Origin of the sequence: Brevundimonas sp. MYb52 (assembly GCF_002979535.1) — a bacterium.
Classification (GTDB): Bacteria; Pseudomonadota; Alphaproteobacteria; order Caulobacterales; family Caulobacteraceae; genus Brevundimonas.
This window is the reverse complement of record NZ_PCPB01000004.1, coordinates 147,743-163,155: the sequence shown is the minus strand read 5'-3', so window position 1 is coordinate 163,155 and position 15,413 is coordinate 147,743. Positions and strand designations below refer to the sequence as shown.

The 15,413-nt window shown below is 66.5% G+C and carries 15 protein-coding genes; 10 read left to right on the top strand and 5 right to left on the bottom strand.

Annotation, left to right across the window (positions count from 1 at the left end; all coding sequences use genetic code 11):
• The first annotated feature begins 116 nt into the window (after positions 1-116).
• On the top strand, positions 117-1,820 hold the full coding sequence (locus tag CQ039_RS07505; protein WP_105690015.1) for a peptide MFS transporter: 1,704 nt from the start codon (positions 117-119) through the stop codon (positions 1,818-1,820).
• A gap of 141 nt (positions 1,821-1,961) precedes the next feature.
• On the opposite strand, the gene CQ039_RS07500 is transcribed toward CQ039_RS07505, so the two are convergent.
• Entirely contained in the window at positions 1,962-4,007 is a 2,046-nt protein-coding gene (locus CQ039_RS07500) for a TonB-dependent siderophore receptor (protein ID WP_105562599.1), read from the bottom strand.
• Positions 4,008-4,245: 238 nt separating this feature from the next.
• Between CQ039_RS07500 and CQ039_RS07495 the strand changes: the two genes are divergently transcribed.
• Positions 4,246-5,133 (top strand): TraB/GumN family protein, encoded by an 888-nt coding sequence (locus CQ039_RS07495; protein WP_233194705.1) that lies wholly within the window; start codon positions 4,246-4,248, stop codon positions 5,131-5,133.
• Here CQ039_RS07495 and tldD read toward each other — a convergent pair.
• From tldD to CQ039_RS07475, 4 genes are all read right to left on the bottom strand, one after another.
• Positions 5,130-6,554 carry a metalloprotease TldD gene (gene tldD / locus CQ039_RS07490; RefSeq protein WP_105562601.1) on the bottom strand — a complete coding sequence of 475 codons (1,425 nt, stop codon included), beginning with the start codon at positions 6,552-6,554 and terminating at the stop codon, positions 5,130-5,132. The genes CQ039_RS07495 and tldD overlap by 4 nt on opposite strands.
• A gap of 210 nt (positions 6,555-6,764) precedes the next feature.
• Positions 6,765-7,544: a GIN domain-containing protein gene (locus tag CQ039_RS07485; RefSeq protein WP_105562602.1), complete on the bottom strand. Its 780-nt coding sequence runs from the start codon at positions 7,542-7,544 to the stop codon at positions 6,765-6,767.
• 24 nt (positions 7,545-7,568) lie between these two features.
• Positions 7,569-8,141, bottom strand: a complete 573-nt coding sequence (locus CQ039_RS07480; RefSeq protein ID WP_105562603.1) for a DUF1700 domain-containing protein — start codon at positions 8,139-8,141, stop codon at positions 7,569-7,571.
• Positions 8,138-8,554, bottom strand: a complete 417-nt coding sequence (locus tag CQ039_RS07475; protein WP_105562604.1) for a PadR family transcriptional regulator — start codon at positions 8,552-8,554, stop codon at positions 8,138-8,140. The genes CQ039_RS07480 and CQ039_RS07475 overlap by 4 nt, the downstream gene beginning before the upstream one ends.
• Before the next feature lie 248 nt (positions 8,555-8,802).
• Between CQ039_RS07475 and coxB the strand changes: the two genes are divergently transcribed.
• The 8 genes from coxB (at position 8,803) to CQ039_RS07435 (ending at position 15,380) form a co-directional block, all read left to right on the top strand.
• Positions 8,803-9,792, top strand: a complete 990-nt coding sequence (gene coxB / locus CQ039_RS07470; RefSeq protein WP_105562605.1) for a cytochrome c oxidase subunit II — start codon at positions 8,803-8,805, stop codon at positions 9,790-9,792.
• Positions 9,793-9,815: 23 nt separating this feature from the next.
• Positions 9,816-11,468 (top strand): cytochrome c oxidase subunit I, encoded by a 1,653-nt coding sequence (gene ctaD, locus CQ039_RS07465; RefSeq protein ID WP_105562606.1) that lies wholly within the window; start codon positions 9,816-9,818, stop codon positions 11,466-11,468.
• 64 nt (positions 11,469-11,532) lie between these two features.
• Positions 11,533-12,510: a heme o synthase gene (locus tag CQ039_RS07460; RefSeq protein WP_105562607.1), complete on the top strand. Its 978-nt coding sequence runs from the start codon at positions 11,533-11,535 to the stop codon at positions 12,508-12,510.
• Between the two features lie 4 nt (positions 12,511-12,514).
• Entirely contained in the window at positions 12,515-12,757 is a 243-nt protein-coding gene (locus CQ039_RS07455) for a hypothetical protein (protein WP_105562608.1), read from the top strand.
• Positions 12,754-13,320 carry a cytochrome c oxidase assembly protein gene (locus tag CQ039_RS07450; RefSeq protein ID WP_255413091.1) on the top strand — a complete coding sequence of 189 codons (567 nt, stop codon included), beginning with the start codon at positions 12,754-12,756 and terminating at the stop codon, positions 13,318-13,320. The genes CQ039_RS07455 and CQ039_RS07450 overlap by 4 nt, the downstream gene beginning before the upstream one ends.
• Positions 13,321-13,375: 55 nt before the next feature.
• Positions 13,376-14,254 carry a cytochrome c oxidase subunit 3 gene (locus tag CQ039_RS07445; RefSeq protein WP_105562609.1) on the top strand — a complete coding sequence of 293 codons (879 nt, stop codon included), beginning with the start codon at positions 13,376-13,378 and terminating at the stop codon, positions 14,252-14,254.
• Positions 14,255-14,313: 59 nt separating this feature from the next.
• A complete protein-coding gene (locus CQ039_RS07440) occupies positions 14,314-14,661 on the top strand; it encodes a DUF983 domain-containing protein (RefSeq protein WP_199183591.1) in 348 nt (115 codons plus the stop codon).
• Positions 14,658-15,380: an SURF1 family protein gene (locus CQ039_RS07435; protein WP_105562611.1), complete on the top strand. Its 723-nt coding sequence runs from the start codon at positions 14,658-14,660 to the stop codon at positions 15,378-15,380. The genes CQ039_RS07440 and CQ039_RS07435 overlap by 4 nt, the downstream gene beginning before the upstream one ends.
• Positions 15,381-15,413: the final 33 nt, after the last annotated feature.

The window sequence follows — 15,413 nt, the reverse complement described above, 5'->3', positions numbered from 1 at the left end:
CTTAATGCGCCAGTCAGGGCGCAGCATTTGGGAGAACGCCGTTGAGCACGACGGATGGGGGGGGCGCGCTGTCGGTTGCGCCTCGCAAGACGTTTCTAGGACACCCGCGGGGGCTGGTGATCCTGTTCCTTACAGAGATGTGGGAGCGCTTCTCCTACTACGGCATGCGGGCCCTGCTGGTCCTTTACCTGACCCAGCACTTCCTGTTCGGACCGAAAGAGGCCCAGGGCATCTACGCCGCCTATGCGGCCCTAGTGTACCTGATGCCGGTTGTCGGCGGCATGATCGCGGACAAATACCTGGGCTCGCGCAAGGCCGTCATCATCGGCGCCGTTCTTCTGGTCGCCGGTCACTTCATGATGGCGTTCGAAGGGACGGGCGGTCGTGAGAACCTGACCATCGGCGCCACGACCTATGAGCTCCAGGTCGAAGGCCGCGATCAGAACCGCAGCATCTTCGCCGTCAACGGCGATGAGCGGACCCAGATCACCATCTCGCCCGAAGGCATCACCCGCGTCGGCGCCGCGCCGGCTGCGGCCGCTGCGACGGACGCCGCCTCGCCTGCCGCCAGCGCGACGGAGGGCTTCCCGGCCTTCACCGCCACCGACGGTTACAAGCTGGAAACGGTTCGGGATCTTGGCTTTGGGGAGCCGGTCCTGTTCTTCGCCCTGTCGCTGATCATCGTCGGCGTCGGCTTCCTGAAGGCCAATATCTCGACCGTCGTCGGCGCCCTGTATGAAGAGAACGATCCCCGTCGCGACGGCGGTTTCACCATCTTCTACGTCGGCATCAACCTGGGTTCCGTGCTGGCCACGGCGGCCTGTTCCTACCTCGGCATCAAGTATGGCTGGGCCTATGGCTTTGGTCTGGCCGGCATCGGCATGCTTCTGGGCCTGCTCACCTTCATCCTGGGGCAGAGCTGGCTGGAAGGTCGCGGCGGTCCGCCGCACCCGGAAATGCTCAAGACCCGCAAGGTCTTCGGCGTGCCGTTCGAAGCCGTCTTCTGGATCGGCGGCCTGGTCACCGTCTTCCCGGTCTGGCTGCTGATGCAGCGTCACCACCTGATCGAAACGGCCCTGCCGTGGCTGGCTGGCGTCATCTTCGCCTCGGTCGTCGGCTATGTGGTGTTCAAGCTGCGGGGCGCAGAGCGCAGCCGTATGCTGGTCGCCCTGACGCTGATCTTCTTCTCGGTCCTGTTCTGGGCACTGTTTGAACAGGCCGGCTCGTCGCTGACCCTGTTCGCGGACCAGTCGACGTCGATGCCGTCGTGGTTCAATGCCCCCATGACCCAGATGTTCAACCCGGGCATCATCGTCATCGGCGGCCCGATCATCGCCGCCCTGTGGGTGTGGCTGGGCAAGCGCAACATGGAGCCCTCGACCCCGGTCAAGTTCTCCTTCGCCCTGGTCCTGGTCGGCGCCGGCTTCCTGCTGCTGACCTGGGCGGCGGCGACGCAGGCCAACGTGGACTTCCGCGTGCCCCTGCTCTTCCTGTTCCTGACCTACTTCCTGCACACGATGGGCGAGCTCTGCCTGTCGCCGGTGGGCCTGTCGATGATCACCAAGCTGTCGGTTGACCGCGTCGTGGGTCTGATGATGGGCGTCTGGTTCCTGTCCAGCTCGGTGGCCCACATCGCCGCCGGCTTCATCGCCCAGGCGACCTCGACCGACACGGTTGCAGGCGTGGTGACCAGCCCCGAGTTGGCGCTGCAGACCTATGGCTCGATCTTCGGCACCATCGGCTGGACCGGCGTTGTCGTCGGCGTGGTGCTGCTGGTGCTGTCGCCGCTGCTGAAGAAGGGCATGGCGGGCATTCACTGACCGCCTGACCTCTTCGTCTGACAAGGAAAGGGCGGCGTCTCGCGAGAGGCGCCGCCCTTTTCAGTTGGTCCGGGGGAGGCCCGCGCTGTCCTCTCCGGGGTTGGGGCCGACCGGAGAGGCGCGGGTTCTTGCTCTTGATCCTCAGAAGGTCTTGCGCACGCGGATCTGCCAGAAGGTGCGCGGATCGACGAAGCGGCTCTCGACGAACTGAACGGGTCGCGTGTCGCGATCGGCGAAGACGGTACGCGTCACGTCGAAGTCATTCCAGATATTGACCTGGCCGCGGATCGACAGGGTCGGGGTCGGCTTATACTCGGCCCACATCTCGTAGTAGTCGGTGCCGCGCCAGCCCGAGACCTGATCTGGCTGGTAGCCCTTCTGACCCAGCAGAGGGATCCAGGCGCCGCCCCATTGCAGCTTCCATGAGGTGATGTCCTGTTGGAAGGTGATGGTCGCCTGGGTGGCGCGCACGTCCGAGATGGGGCGTTTCTCGCCGGTGGTGGGGTCGGTGACCTCGGTCTTGTTCCAGGTGTTGCGGAAGCCGAACTTGCCGCCCGAGACACCCAGCTTGTCGGTGGGGATGGTCACGTTCAGGGCCAACTGGTCCAGGGTGCCGTCGCCGATGTTGCCGACCGCCGCCAGCCCGCCGTCCAGGGGGATCAGGTCGATGGCGTTGCTGATCTCGTCGTGACGCAGGCCGATGCTGATGATGCCCTCGCCCCAGAAGCGCTTCTCGTAGGTGGCCTCGGCGACCCAGCGCGATTCCGGCTCCAGGTTCACATTGCCGCCGAAGACGTTCTCGTCCGCGAACTCGGCTGAGGCGGCGAAGTCGCCAAAGTCCAGTTGGCCGACGGTGCGTTCCAGGCGCAGGCGCAACTGGTTGTTGGGCATAGGCGTCCAGGTGGCCAGGATACGCGGCTTGGCGAAGAAGAAGCTCTTTTCCTGCGAGGCGTCGCCGGATTGGCTGATGGTGGAGGACTCCAGCCGCAGGCCGCTTTCCAAGGTCCACTTGGGATTGATCCGCCAGGTGGCCTTGCCGAACAACTCGCCGCGCGTCTCCTCGACCTTGACCGAGGCTGACGGCAGGGGCACCGCCACGCCGCCGACGGTATAGGCCTGCTGGACCTCCAGCATGTTGTAGGCCACCTCGCCGCCGGCCTCGAAATCCATGGCCGGCGAGCGTTCATAGCGCACCAGGCCGCGCAGAATGGTCTCGGACGACTCGCCGTCGGCGTTGAACAACTGTTCGGGCTCGTGGGTCGCGCCCAGGCGAGTGCGCGACGTGGAGACGGAGTCGAAGTCGCCGAACTCGTGGATGAAGCGGGTCTCCAGCTTCAGCTTCTCGGACAGGGGGCGGGTGTAAACGACGCCGAACTCGCCGCTGTGGCCGTCCTCGTCATAGAGGCTCTCGCGCAGGATGTCGGGCGCGGTCTGGCGGTTGATGTTGTGCCAGTCGTTGATGCCGTAGCGCGCCGTCAGATCGACCTTGCCGCCCATGAAGGGGGTAGAGAAGTTGCCGCGGATCGAGTTTCCGCCGCCGTAGCCATCGTTGTAATACTGCTCGTTGCGCAGAATGTTGCCGTTGGCGTCTGTGCGTACGACGTAGCCGGCGCCGTTGGAGTCGCTGGAGGAAATGCCGTCGCCCAGGGTCACGCCCCAGGTGCGGTCGCCTTCACGCGCGGTGAACTGGTAGGTGCCGCCGAACAGGTCCTGACCGCCCTCGAACAGGCTGGCGTTCGCGGTCAGCACGTGCTCGCGGCTGGAGGTCGTCTTCAGGATGACGTTGGCGACGACTGAATAGCCCTGCATGTCGATGCCGGGCGCGCCGCCGCGCACCAGTTCGATGCGCTCGACCTGGGTGGCGACGGTGCGGCCCAGGACGTTGGAGCCGGTGTCGTTCTTCGACGCGGGGCGCGAGCCGTTGATCAGGATGTTGCCGACCGCGCCCTCGAAGCCGCGTGCGCCGTCGCCGTCGTTGACCGAGAAGCCGGGCACGCGATTGACCATGTCCAGCGCCGTATTGGGGCGGGCGTCGGCGAAGAAATCAGGCGTGAAGACCAGGACCCCCTGATCGCCGGCCTGCGCCGTCTGGCGCGGCGTCGTCGGGGCGGCTTCGGCGGCCAGGGCCGGGGCGGCGGCGGCGATCGTCAGCGCGGCGGTGGTGGCCAGCAGAATGGTCTTGGTCATGGGTCGTCCTCTCCCTCGGTCGTGATGAGAGGTTTGGCGGGGGGCGACCCAAGTCTCCAGTTACAAGCCTGACAGGTGGATTAAATCGGGGACAGCATTACAGAACCGTCAGATTACAGCCTGGTTAGATACTGTTAAGCCCGCAGACATGAAGCTTCGTATCCTTGTTACCTCAGCTCTTGTTGTTGGCCTGTCGCTGGGCGCGCCCGCGCGGGCTCAGGACGCGTCGCCTGCGCCCGTGACTACGGTCGATGAGATCGTCGTCACCGCCCGTCGCACCGAGGCGCCGATCTGGCAGGTGACGCGCGGCGACAGCACCCTGATCCTGGTCGGGGCCATCAGCGGCGTGCCCCGCGACGTGGAATGGCGGCCCGAGGCCCTGGAGGCGGCGACGCGCCGTTCGCAACGCATCCTGTTCCCCCAGGAGGGCCGCGCCTCGGTCGCTGACGTCTTCCGCCTGATCTGGCGCATTCGGACGGTGGCGAGTCTGCCTCGAGGCACGACGACCGCGGACTACCTGTCGCCCGACGTTCAGGCGCGGCTCGACGTGGTGATGGCGGATCAGAAAAACGATAGCTGGCGCACCAACAGTCTGATGATCCTCAGCATGGATCTGATGAGCGACAAGGCTGGCTATGAACGCGGTCGCACCCGAAACGCGACTGATGTGATCAAGAAGGTCGCGCGTGACGCCCGCATCCCGGTGCGCCCGGTCGGAACCGTGCGCGGCGATGAGATCGTCGACAGCCTGATCACCGCTCCGCCCGCCACCTATGCGCCCTGCGTAGAGCGCGCCCTGGCCGCCGCAGAAGCAGGCCCGGAGGGCGCCGCCATCCGCATCGCCGACTGGCGCGCCCGACGCGTGCCCGAGGTCATGGCCCAGCCGCTGGAACAGGCCCTGGGCCTGTGCTGGCCCTGGGGCGATCCTGAGATCGCGCCCCTGCTGCGCCGCCAGTGGGCCGAGGCCGTGCAGACGGCTCTGGGCGAACCTGGCGTGACCATGGCCGTGGCCCAGCTACGGGTTCTGGCCGAGCCGGACGGCGTGCTCGATGCCCTGGCGGCGCAGGGCTACGAGATCGAAGGGCCTGAGTGGAAGGCTGAAGCGGTCGAGGCGACCGTCCCTTAAACCGCCGTGCCGCCGACCGTCAGCCCGCCGATCTTGAGGCTGGGCTGGCCGATGCCGACGGGGACGCCCTGACCGGACTTGCCGCAGGTGCCGACGCCGGGGTCGAAGGCGAAGTCGTCGCCGATCATCTGGATGTGGGTCAGGGCCGTGGCCCCGTCGCCGATCAGGGTGGCGCCGCGCACAGGCGCGGTGATCCTGCCGTCCTCGATCAGATAGGCCTCGGTGCACTGGAAGACGAACTTGCCGTTGGTGATGTCCACCTGACCGCCGCCGAAGTTGGCGGCGTAGAGGCCGCGCTTGGTCGAGGCGATCATGTCGGCCTGCGAATCCTTGCCGCCTTCCATGAAGGTGTTGGTCATGCGCGGCATGGGCATGTGGGCGAAGGACTGGCGGCGGCCGTTTCCGGTGGCGCTCGCGCCCAACTGACGCGCCGAGAGACGGTCGTGCATCAGGCCGACCATGATGCCGTCCTCGATCAGGACGGTGCGCGAGGTCGGGGTGCCCTCGTCATCGAACGACAGCGAGCCGCGACGCCCGGCGATGGAGCCGTCGTCCACGACGGTCACGCCCGGGGCGGCGACGCGCTGACCCATCTTGCCGCTGAAGACCGAGGAGCCCTTGCGGTGGAAGTCGCCCTCGAAGCCGTGGCCGACCGCTTCGTGCAGCAGGACGCCGGGCCAGCCGGCGCCCAGCACCACGTCCATCTCGCCCGCCGGGCAGTCGATGGCGTCGAGGTTGACCAGGGCCTGACGCAGTGCCTCGTCGATCTGGCCCTGCCAGCGGTCAGGGGCGATCCAGGCCTCGAAGCCCGCGCGGCCGCCGGCGCCGGACGAGGCGCTCTCGCGCTTGCCGTCGCGCTCGACCGTGACCGAGACGTTCAGCCGGACCAGGGGGCGCACGTCGCTGAGCAGCCGACCATCGGCACGCAGGATCTCGACCGCGCGGCGCTCGCCGATGATGGAGGCCGAGACCTGAACCACGCGCGGGTCGCGGGCGCGGGTCCAGGCGTCGATTTCCGACAGCAGTTCGATCTTGTCCGAGAAGCCGGGCGAGGCGAGGGGGTCGACCTCGTCATAGAGCTTCTGGTTGGTGGCGCGCGGGGCTTCGGCGGCGTGACCGGCATAGCCGCGCTTGGCCAGCGACGCGCTGTCGGCGGCGCGGCGAATGGCGGCGGCGGAAATCTCGTTGGCGTGGGCGTAGCCGGCGGTCTCGCCCGCCACGACGCGCAGGCCGAAGCCTTCAACCGCATCGTAGGACGCGCCTTTCAGCCGCCCGTCGTCGAAGACCAGGGATTCGCTCTCGGTCTTTTCCAGAAACAGCTCGCCGTCGTCCGCCCCGGCCAGGGCCGTCTGCAGGATGGACAGGGCCTCTTCAGGGGCCACGCCCGCGGCGTCGAGGATAGGGGAGGGAGAGGTGCTCATGCTGGCTAGATAGGGGCTGCGGGGCGCGGCGTCACGGTCTGGACGAATAAAGCCCTCCCCCTCGAGGGGGAGGGCTGGGTGGCGGAGAAGGCAGACAGTGTGATCGGAGAAGGCAGGCGGCGCCGCCTCTCGCGTTTTGATGGTCAGGGCGGCGACCACACCCCCATCCCCGACCCTTCCCCCCTCGAGGGGGAAGGGCGCCTTTAAGGCTTAGTCCTGCGTCACGTCGCCCGAGCCGCTGATGTCCTGGCGCAGCTGGGCCGGGCGGCGGGTCAGGCGCACCGTGCCGCTGCCCGAGACGTCGACCTCGGCCTTGCCGGTCGGGCCGACCTCGGCGTCGCCGCTGCCGCTGACGCGCAGCTTGGCGTCAGTGACGAACAGCTCTTCCAGTTCGGCGTTGCCCGAGCCGGAGATGTCTAACGTCACGGCCTCGGTCTTGCCCTGGGCCTGCACGTCGGAGCCGCCGGTGAGGGTCAGGTCCAGCGTCGGCTGGTCATAGCCGCGGATGTTCAGTTGGGTCATGCCCGACAGGTCGAAGGCCTTCACCGAGGGGGCCTTGATGATGACCTTCAGCACGTCGGTCTCGCTCCAGCCGTGAATGCCGGTGCGGGTCCAGCGGATGTAGCTGCGGTCGCCGCGCGGGGCGTCATCCATCGTCAGCCGACCGTTGGCGAAGCGGACGCGGTCCACGACGGTCTTGGGGCCGATGATGGTGACGCCCGGCTCGTCCGCCTGCTGGTCGTAGGTGATGTCGGCGGGCAGGTTGATGGCGAGCCTCTGGTCGCCGGTCCAGGCCAGGGTGCGCGTCGTGTCCGGCGAGACGGCGCCGCGCTCGATCTTGAAGCTGTCGTCGCCGGCGTTGTCGTCGGTGACCACCCAGGTCCAGTCGTGGCGGGCCAGATCGCGGCCCCCGACGGCAAAGGAGCCGCCGATGCCGACGATGGCCAGGATCAGACCGGCGCCGGAGATGATGAGCAGATTGCGGATCATGTCAGTTCCTCCCTCAGAACCGGATCAGGCTTGCGATTGGGGTTCGAGCGCGGGTTTGACCACGCGATAGTGCAGGCGGGCGTACCAGACGGTGGCGTCGATCAGCCACTTGGTCAGCAGGGCCATCAGGCCGCCCATGAAGAGGCCCAGACCCATCAGGCCGACCCCCAGAAGAGCCGCCGCCAAGGCACCGCCCGGCACGCCGAGGAAGGGTCCGGCCACCAGGACGAACCCGCCGGCGACGAAGACCGCTACCCCGCCGATCAGGATGGACAGCACCGTGCCGAACACCGGCAGGGCGATGGGCAGCAGGATCAGGATGTCGATCGCGCCCAGCCCCAGGATGCCAAAGATGGCCCCGGCGGCGGAGGAGGCGGTCTGTTCTTGTCCCCAGCGCTTGGCGCTGGCCTCGGCCTTCAGTTCGCGGGCCAGACGATCAGGGTCGCCCAGGGCCTCGGCGACCTGCGCCTCGGTGCGGCCGGCGGCGGCGCCGTCGGCGAAGTGGCTTTCATAGTCGGCGACGATCTCGTTCGCCGTGGTGGTCGGCAACCCGACCAGGCCGCGTTGCAGGCGGGCCAGGAATTCGGCGCGGTTCATTGTTCAGCTCCCCTTTGTGCGTCTGCGGATTGGTCGGTCAGGACGGCCGGTTCGACCGGCGCGCCCGCCGCTATTGTGTCGCTGTGCGGCGCGGTTCCGGCGACCAGGGCGTCGACCGCCTGGGCGAAGGCGCGCCATTCGGCGGTTTGACCTTGCAGGGCCGTGCGGCCGCCTGGCGTCAGGCGGTAGTACTTGCGCGACGGGCCGCTGGGCGATTCGACCAGATAGGTCTCGACCAGGCCGTCCGTCTGCATGCGGCGCATCAGCGGATAGATGGTGCCTTCGCCCATGCCGATGGCGTCGGACAGGCGGCTGGCGATCTCGTAGGCGTAGCTGTCGTCGCGGGCCAGCAGGGCCAGCACGCACAATCCCAGCACGCCTTTCTTCAGTTGGATGTCGATGGAGTCGGGCATGGCGTTCCCTTCGTTGATGACGAATGGGTATCGCAAGGTATCGTGCGCTGCAAGGTAGCTGTCGCTACATGACAGCGAATTAATCCGCCGAACTTTTGCCTCATCCCGTCACTTGAGCGTCTTGATCGCTTGGCAAGCGCTACCCGAGCCGATAAGGACCGGCCTGAAACGCCGAGGTCCGCAAGGGCCCGGGGGTGTTTGCGAATTGCTCGCAAGTATCGGCTGCGAAACGGTTTATGAGGAATCGAATGGGGATGGGCACGCGAGCCATGGCGCGGATCGGAGGCGGTGTCGCCGCGACCGCCCTTGCCGCCTTCGTCGCCGCGCCGGCATGGGCGCAGGATCTGCTGGGTCAACCGACCCCCGGCGGAATCGACCTGCAACCCGCTGCGGCGCCGCTGAAGCACGAGGCGATCTTCTTCCACAATGTGGTGTTGATGCCCGTCATCACGATCATCACCCTGCTGGTGCTGGGCCTGCTGATCTGGATCGCCATCCGCTACAACAAGAAGGCCAACCCGGTTCCCGCCAAGTGGAGCCACAACACGGTCATCGAGGTCATCTGGACCGTGGTGCCGGTGTTGATCCTGGTCGGCATCTCGCTGTTCTCGTTCCGCCTGCTGTTCGCCTACCACGACATGCCCGACCCCGATCTGACGGTTAAGGTCACCGGCAACCAGTGGAACTGGGCCTATGAATATCCCGACCAGGGCGTGGCCGAATACATCTCGAACATGACCCCCGAGGACAAGGCTCCGGCCCACCTCTACCGTCTGGCCGCCGACGAACCGATGGTCGTGCCGGTCGGCAAGACCGTCCGCCTGCTGGTCACCGCGTCTGACGTGATCCACGCCGTGGCTCTGCCGGCCTTCGGCCTGAAGACCGACGCCGTTCCGGGCCGCGTCAACGAGACCTGGTTCAACGCCGAGAAGACCGGCATCTACTACGGCCAGTGCTCCGAGCTGTGCGGCGTCGACCACGCCTTCATGCCGATGCAGATCAACGTCGTCACCGAGGCTGAGTTCGCCGCCTGGGTCGCCTCCAAGGGCGGCTCCATGACCAAGAAGGCCGACGAAGCCGCTGCGGCCGCCGCCGCTGCCGCAACTGCTGCTGCTCCGGCCGCTGTGGTTGACGACGCCGCGGCTTCGGCCGCCGCCGCCGCCGCACCGGCCCCGACCGCCGCCGCTCCCGCGGCCCCCGCAGCCGCTGCCGCGCCCGTCGCGCCGGCCGCCCAGTAACCAGACGCGAGAGCCCCAAGATCATGGCCACCGCTGCCGCAACACACGACGATCATCACGATCACAAGCCGGGTTTCTTCACCCGCTGGTTCCTGTCGACGAACCACAAAGACATCGGGATGCTCTACCTGATGTTCGCCATCTTCACCGGTCTGGTGGGCGGCGCCCTGTCGGGCCTGATCCGCTGGGAACTGGCTGAGCCGGGCATCCAGCTGTTCAAGGAAGGCACGATCATCCAGCAACTGGGGATCGTTGAAGCCTCCAAGCACGGCTACAACGTCACGGTCACGGCCCACGCCCTGATCATGGTCTTCTTCGTCGTCATGCCCGCGACCATGGGCGGTTTCGCCAACTACTTCACGCCGATCATGATCGGCGCGCCGGACATGGCCTTCCCGCGCCTGAACAACATCTCGTTCTGGCTGCTGTTCGCCGCCTTCGTCCTGCTGTGCATCTCGATGTTCGTCGACGGCGGCCCGGGCAAGGGCTTCGGCGGCGGCTGGACGGCCTATCCCCCGCTCTCCACCATGGGCCACACGGGACCGTCGTTCGACCTGGCGATCTTCTCGCTGCACGTCGCCGGCGCCTCGTCGATCCTGGGCGCGATCAACTTCATCACCACCATCTTCAACATGCGCGCGCCGGGCATGACCCTGCACCGCATGCCGCTGTTCGCCTGGGGCGTGCTGATCACGGCCTTCCTGCTGCTGCTGTCGCTGCCGGTTCTGGCGGGCGCCATCACCATGCTGCTGACGGACCGTAACTTCGGCACCAGCTTCTTCGATCCGGCCGGCGGCGGCGACCCGGTGATGTACCAGCACCTGTTCTGGTTCTTCGGTCACCCCGAAGTTTACATCATGATCCTGCCGGGCTTCGGCATCATCTCGCACATCGTCTCGACCTTCTCGAAGAAGCCGATCTTCGGCTACCTCGCCATGGCCTACGCCATGGTCGCCATCGGCTTCATCGGCTTCATCGTGTGGGCGCACCACATGTACACCGTGGGCATGAGCATCAACCTGCGCGCCTACTTCGTGGCCGCGACGATGATCATCGCCGTGCCGACCGGCGTGAAGATCTTCAGCTGGATCGCCACCATGTGGGGCGGCTCCATCACCTTCAAGACGCCCATGCTGTGGGCGATGGGCTTCATCTTCCTGTTCACCCTCGGCGGCGTGACCGGCGTGGTCCTGTCGAATGCCGGCATCGACTACAGCCTGCACGACACCTACTATGTTGTGGCCCACTTCCACTACGTGCTGTCGCTGGGCGCCGTCTTCTCGATCTTCGCCGGTTTCTACTACTGGTTCGAAAAGATGTTCGGCGTGAAGTACAACGAGTTCCTCGGCGCGACCCACTTCTGGATCATGTTCGTCGGCGTGAACCTCGTCTTCTTCCCGCAGCACTTCCTGGGTCTGCAGGGCATGCCGCGTCGCTACATCGACTACCCGGAAGCCTTCACCTACTGGAACCACATCTCGTCCATCGGCTACCTGATCACCATCGTCGGCGTCGCCGTCTTCCTGGTCATGCTGGCTGAAGCTGCGATCCGTCGCCGCAAGGGCGAGGCCAATCCGTGGGGCGAAGGCGCCACCACCCTGGAGTGGACCCTGTCGTCGCCCCCGCCGCACCACCAGTTCAACGAACTGCCGGTGGTCAAGGCGGACAACCACTGATCCGAACCGGATAACCCTAGAGAGGCCGCCCTTTCGTCACCGGAAGGGCGGCCTTTGGCTTTTTATGACCATGACCGACCGCCCCACTCGTGAGACCCCCCTCGTGACCACAGCCCAGCCGGAAGACTTCTTCCAGCTGCTGAAGCCGCGCGTCATGTCGCTGGTGGTCTTCACCGCCGTGACGGGGCTGGTCGTGGCGCCGGGGCGCCCCAACCTGCTATTGGCTGCCATCGCCGTCCTGTGCATCGCCGTGGGGGCGGGGGCTGCTGGCGCCCTGAACATGGCTCTGGAAGGCGAGACCGACGCCCTGATGCGCCGCACGCGCGGCCGTCCCGTCGCGGCGGGCCGCGTCCGGAAAAACGACGCCATGGCTTTCGGCGTCATCCTGTCGATCTTCGCGGTCATGCTGTTGGGCATGACGACCAACTGGCTGGCCGGCGGCCTTCTGGCCCTGACCATCGTCTATTACGCTGGCTTCTACACCCTGCTGCTCAAGCGCCGGACGCCCCAGAACATCGTCATCGGCGGCGCCGCCGGCGCCTTCCCGCCGGTCATCGGCTGGGCGGCGGTGACGGGCGACGCGCCGTGGCAGGCCTGGCTGCTGTTCGCCATCATCTTCCTGTGGACCCCGCCGCATTCCTGGGCCCTGGCCCTCTATTCGGCCGGCGACTACGCCAAGGCGGGCATTCCGATGATGCCGGTGGCGCGCGGCGCCAAGTCGACCCGCCTGCAGATCCTGATCTACACCCTGATCTTCGTGCCGGTGGCCATCGCCCCGGCCTTCCTCGGCCTCGGCGGGGTCGTCTATCTGGCGGTGTCTGTGGCCGGAGGGCTGTTCTTCCTGGCCCTGGCCGTCCGCCTGTGGCGCTCGCGCGCCGGTGATCAGCCGGACAAGGCCGAGGCGGTGGGGCGAGAGGCCGCATTGTATGACGTCCGGGCCGAGGCCAAACCGGCCCGTAATCTGTTCGCCTTTTCCATCCTGTATCTGATGGCGCTGTTCTCGGCCCTCCTGGTCGAGCAGCTGCCGGGCCTGGGAGCCTGACCGCGTGACCCGTCCTGATTTTGTCAAACTGACCGACGAGCAAGTTCTGGCGCGCAAGCGCCGCAACGTGGCCATTGCCCTGGGCCTGGTCGGCTTCATCGTTCTGGTCTTCATCGTCACGGTGACCAACCTTCAGCGCAACACCCAGGCGCGCAAGGCGGCCGAGGCCGCCGCCGCCGCAACGCTGGAACGCGCCGACCCGGCCCTGCCTGCACCGGAGGCCCCGGTCGCGGAGCCGGCCCAGTGAAGGACCGCAAGAACCTCGTCGCGCTGATCTGTGCGGCCGTGGTCATGGGCATGACCGGTGCGGCCTTCGCCGCGGTGCCGCTGTATCGTCTCTTTTGTCAGGTGACCGGCTTTGACGGCACGGTGAAGAAGGCCGAATCCGCGCCGACCCAGATCCTGGACCAGAGCGTTCTGATCCGCTTCGACACCAACGTCCGCAATCTGCCGATGGACTTCAAGGCCGAGCAGGTCAGCCAGCGCGTGCGGATCGGCGAAACGGGCATGGCCTATTTCAAGGTAACCAACACCTCGGATCAGCCGATTCATGCCACGGCGGCCTATAACGTCGTGCCGGAACGCGCCGGTCCCTATTTCCAGAAGCTGCAGTGCTTCTGTTTCGAGGGGCAGGAAATTGGCCCTGGCGAGACCAAGGAATTCCCGGTCCAGTATTTCGTCGCCCCGGAAATCGCGACCGACGCCGAGTCGAAAGGCGTGCGGGAAATCACCCTCAGCTACACCTTCTTCCCCACCAAAGGGTTCCAGCAGGCCGCTTCCGGCCAATCCGCTACTGGCAAAGCCGGATAGCGGAGGCTATAGCCCCTGTAAGAACGATCTCTCGCCTTAATTCAGAGACCCTGGAATGGCCGACGCGCACGCGAAACCGCATCACGACTACCACCTGGTGGACCCGAGCCCCTGGCCGCTGATTTCGTCCCTGGCCTGTGTGGTCATGTTCGTTGGCGCGGTCATCTGGATGAAGGGCCTGTTCGGCCTTGAGGCCGGCACCAAGTACGTCTTCTTCGCTGGTCTGGCCGGCGTCCTTTACGCCATGTACGGCTGGTGGTCGGACGTCATCAAGGAATCCAAGAAGGGCGACCACACTCCGGTTGTCTCGATCGGCCTGCGCTACGGCATGATCCTGTTCATCGCTTCGGAAGTGATGTTCTTCGTCGCCTTCTTCTGGATGTTCTTCGACATGGCGCTCTTCACCGAGTCGCGCGCCCTGACCCCGGAAGTCGGCAACTGGGCCGACACCGCCGCCTCGTGGACGACCTGGCCGCCCAAGGGCGTCGAGCTGCTGGACCCCTGGGGCCTGCCGCTGCTGAACACCGTCATCCTGCTGCTGTCGGGCACGACCGTCACCTGGGCGCACCATGCGCTGCAGGTCGGCGACCGCAAGGCCGCCAAGCTGGGTCTGCTGATCACCGTCCTTCTGGGCGTGCTGTTCACCGGCGTTCAGGCCTATGAGTATCACCACATCCTGCACGAGGGTTACTTCTTCAACGAAGCCGCGACCCACTCGAAGCTCTATGGTTCGGTCTTCTTCCTGACGACGGGCTTCCACGGCTTCCACGTCCTGATCGGCACCATCTTCCTGGCCGTCTGCCTGCTGCGTCTGCAAGCCGGTCAGATGACGCCGCAGAAGCACTTCGGCTTCGAGGCCGCCGCCTGGTACTGGCACTTCGTGGACGTGGTCTGGCTGTTCCTGTTCGCCTTCGTCTACGTCACCTTCGGCTGACGTTGAGCGATCGAGGCTCTGCACTTCAAACGGCGCGGGACGAACAGTCCCGCGCCGATTTGCTTGGGGGGCAGGCGGTTCTGGCCGGTGTTCGGGGGCGCTGTCCCAACTGCGGGCAGGGCCGACTGTTTCAGGGCTTTCTGAAGATCCGTCCGACCTGCGAGACCTGCGGCTATGACCTGGCCTCGGTCGAGACCGGGGACGGCGCCGCCACCTTCATCATGCAGATCGCCGGCTTCCTGGTCGGCTTCACGGCTCTGGCGGTCGAGATCGCCTGGCATCCCCCGATCTGGCTGCACCTGATCATCTGGCTGCCTCTGGTCGCCGCCCTGGCCCTGGGCCTGATGCGCCCCGGCAAGGGGCTGATGACCGCCCTGCAGATGCTGAGAACCCGAGACCCGAAATGACAGTCGCCGCCCGCCCGCGTTTCCCGGTCGTCCTGACCGTCCTCGCCGTCCTGCTGCTGGGCGCTCTGCTGGCGCTCGGCGTCTGGCAGGTGCAGCGGATGCAGTGGAAGGAGGGCCTGATCACTGGGGCCGAGGCCGCCGCCGACAAGCCGCCCCTGCCGCTGGCCGAGGTCCTCAAGGTCGAGAACCCCGAATTCCGTCGTGTCATCCTGACCTGCCGCGGTCTGTCGGCGGCGCCCTATGTCGAGCTGCAATCCATCGAGAACAGCGACGCGGGCGTGCGTCTGGTCTCCGCCTGCGCCGTTGAGGGCGGCCCGACCCTGCTGGTCGATCGCGGCTTCGTCGCGGCGGACATTTCGGCCCGCCCGTCGGTCAAGGCCGACGACACCATGCCGGTCGTCATCACCGGCGTTTTGCGTCGCTCGCCGGCGCCCAGCGCCCTGACCCCGCCGCCCGCCGGCAATCATTTCTACGGGCGCGACGCCGAGGCTATGGCCCGCGCGCTCAAGGTCGAGGGGCCGATCTCGCCCTTTACCGTGTTTGCGACCACTTCGACCAATCCCGATTGGCAGGCGTTGAAGCCGTCCGCGCCGCCCGCCGCCTTCACGAACAACCACCTGGGGTATGCCCTGACCTGGTTCGGTCTCGCCGCCGCCCTGATCGCCTTTTACGTGGTGCTGCTGCGCCGCCGCATGACCCGCAAGGATTCAGTCTCCTGACCGCTCGCCTACACACCCTGTCCAACGGCGTTC

Excerpts from the sequence above, each read along its gene's own strand:
- CQ039_RS07460 (WP_105562607.1), top strand. The coding sequence starts at position 11,533 with ATGACCATGACCGACCGCCCCACTCGTGAGACCCCCCTCGTGACCACA.
- CQ039_RS07475 (WP_105562604.1), bottom strand. The coding sequence starts at position 8,554 with ATGCCCGACTCCATCGACATCCAACTGAAGAAAGGCGTGCTGGGATTG.
- CQ039_RS07445 (WP_105562609.1), top strand. The coding sequence starts at position 13,376 with ATGGCCGACGCGCACGCGAAACCGCATCACGACTACCACCTGGTGGAC.
- tldD (WP_105562601.1), bottom strand. The coding sequence starts at position 6,554 with ATGAGCACCTCTCCCTCCCCTATCCTCGACGCCGCGGGCGTGGCCCCT.
- coxB (WP_105562605.1), top strand. The coding sequence starts at position 8,803 with ATGGGGATGGGCACGCGAGCCATGGCGCGGATCGGAGGCGGTGTCGCC.
- CQ039_RS07485 (WP_105562602.1), bottom strand. The coding sequence starts at position 7,544 with ATGATCCGCAATCTGCTCATCATCTCCGGCGCCGGTCTGATCCTGGCC.
- CQ039_RS07500 (WP_105562599.1), bottom strand. The coding sequence starts at position 4,007 with ATGACCAAGACCATTCTGCTGGCCACCACCGCCGCGCTGACGATCGCC.
- CQ039_RS07480 (WP_105562603.1), bottom strand. The coding sequence starts at position 8,141 with ATGAACCGCGCCGAATTCCTGGCCCGCCTGCAACGCGGCCTGGTCGGG.
- ctaD (WP_105562606.1), top strand. The coding sequence starts at position 9,816 with ATGGCCACCGCTGCCGCAACACACGACGATCATCACGATCACAAGCCG.
- CQ039_RS07435 (WP_105562611.1), top strand. The coding sequence starts at position 14,658 with ATGACAGTCGCCGCCCGCCCGCGTTTCCCGGTCGTCCTGACCGTCCTC.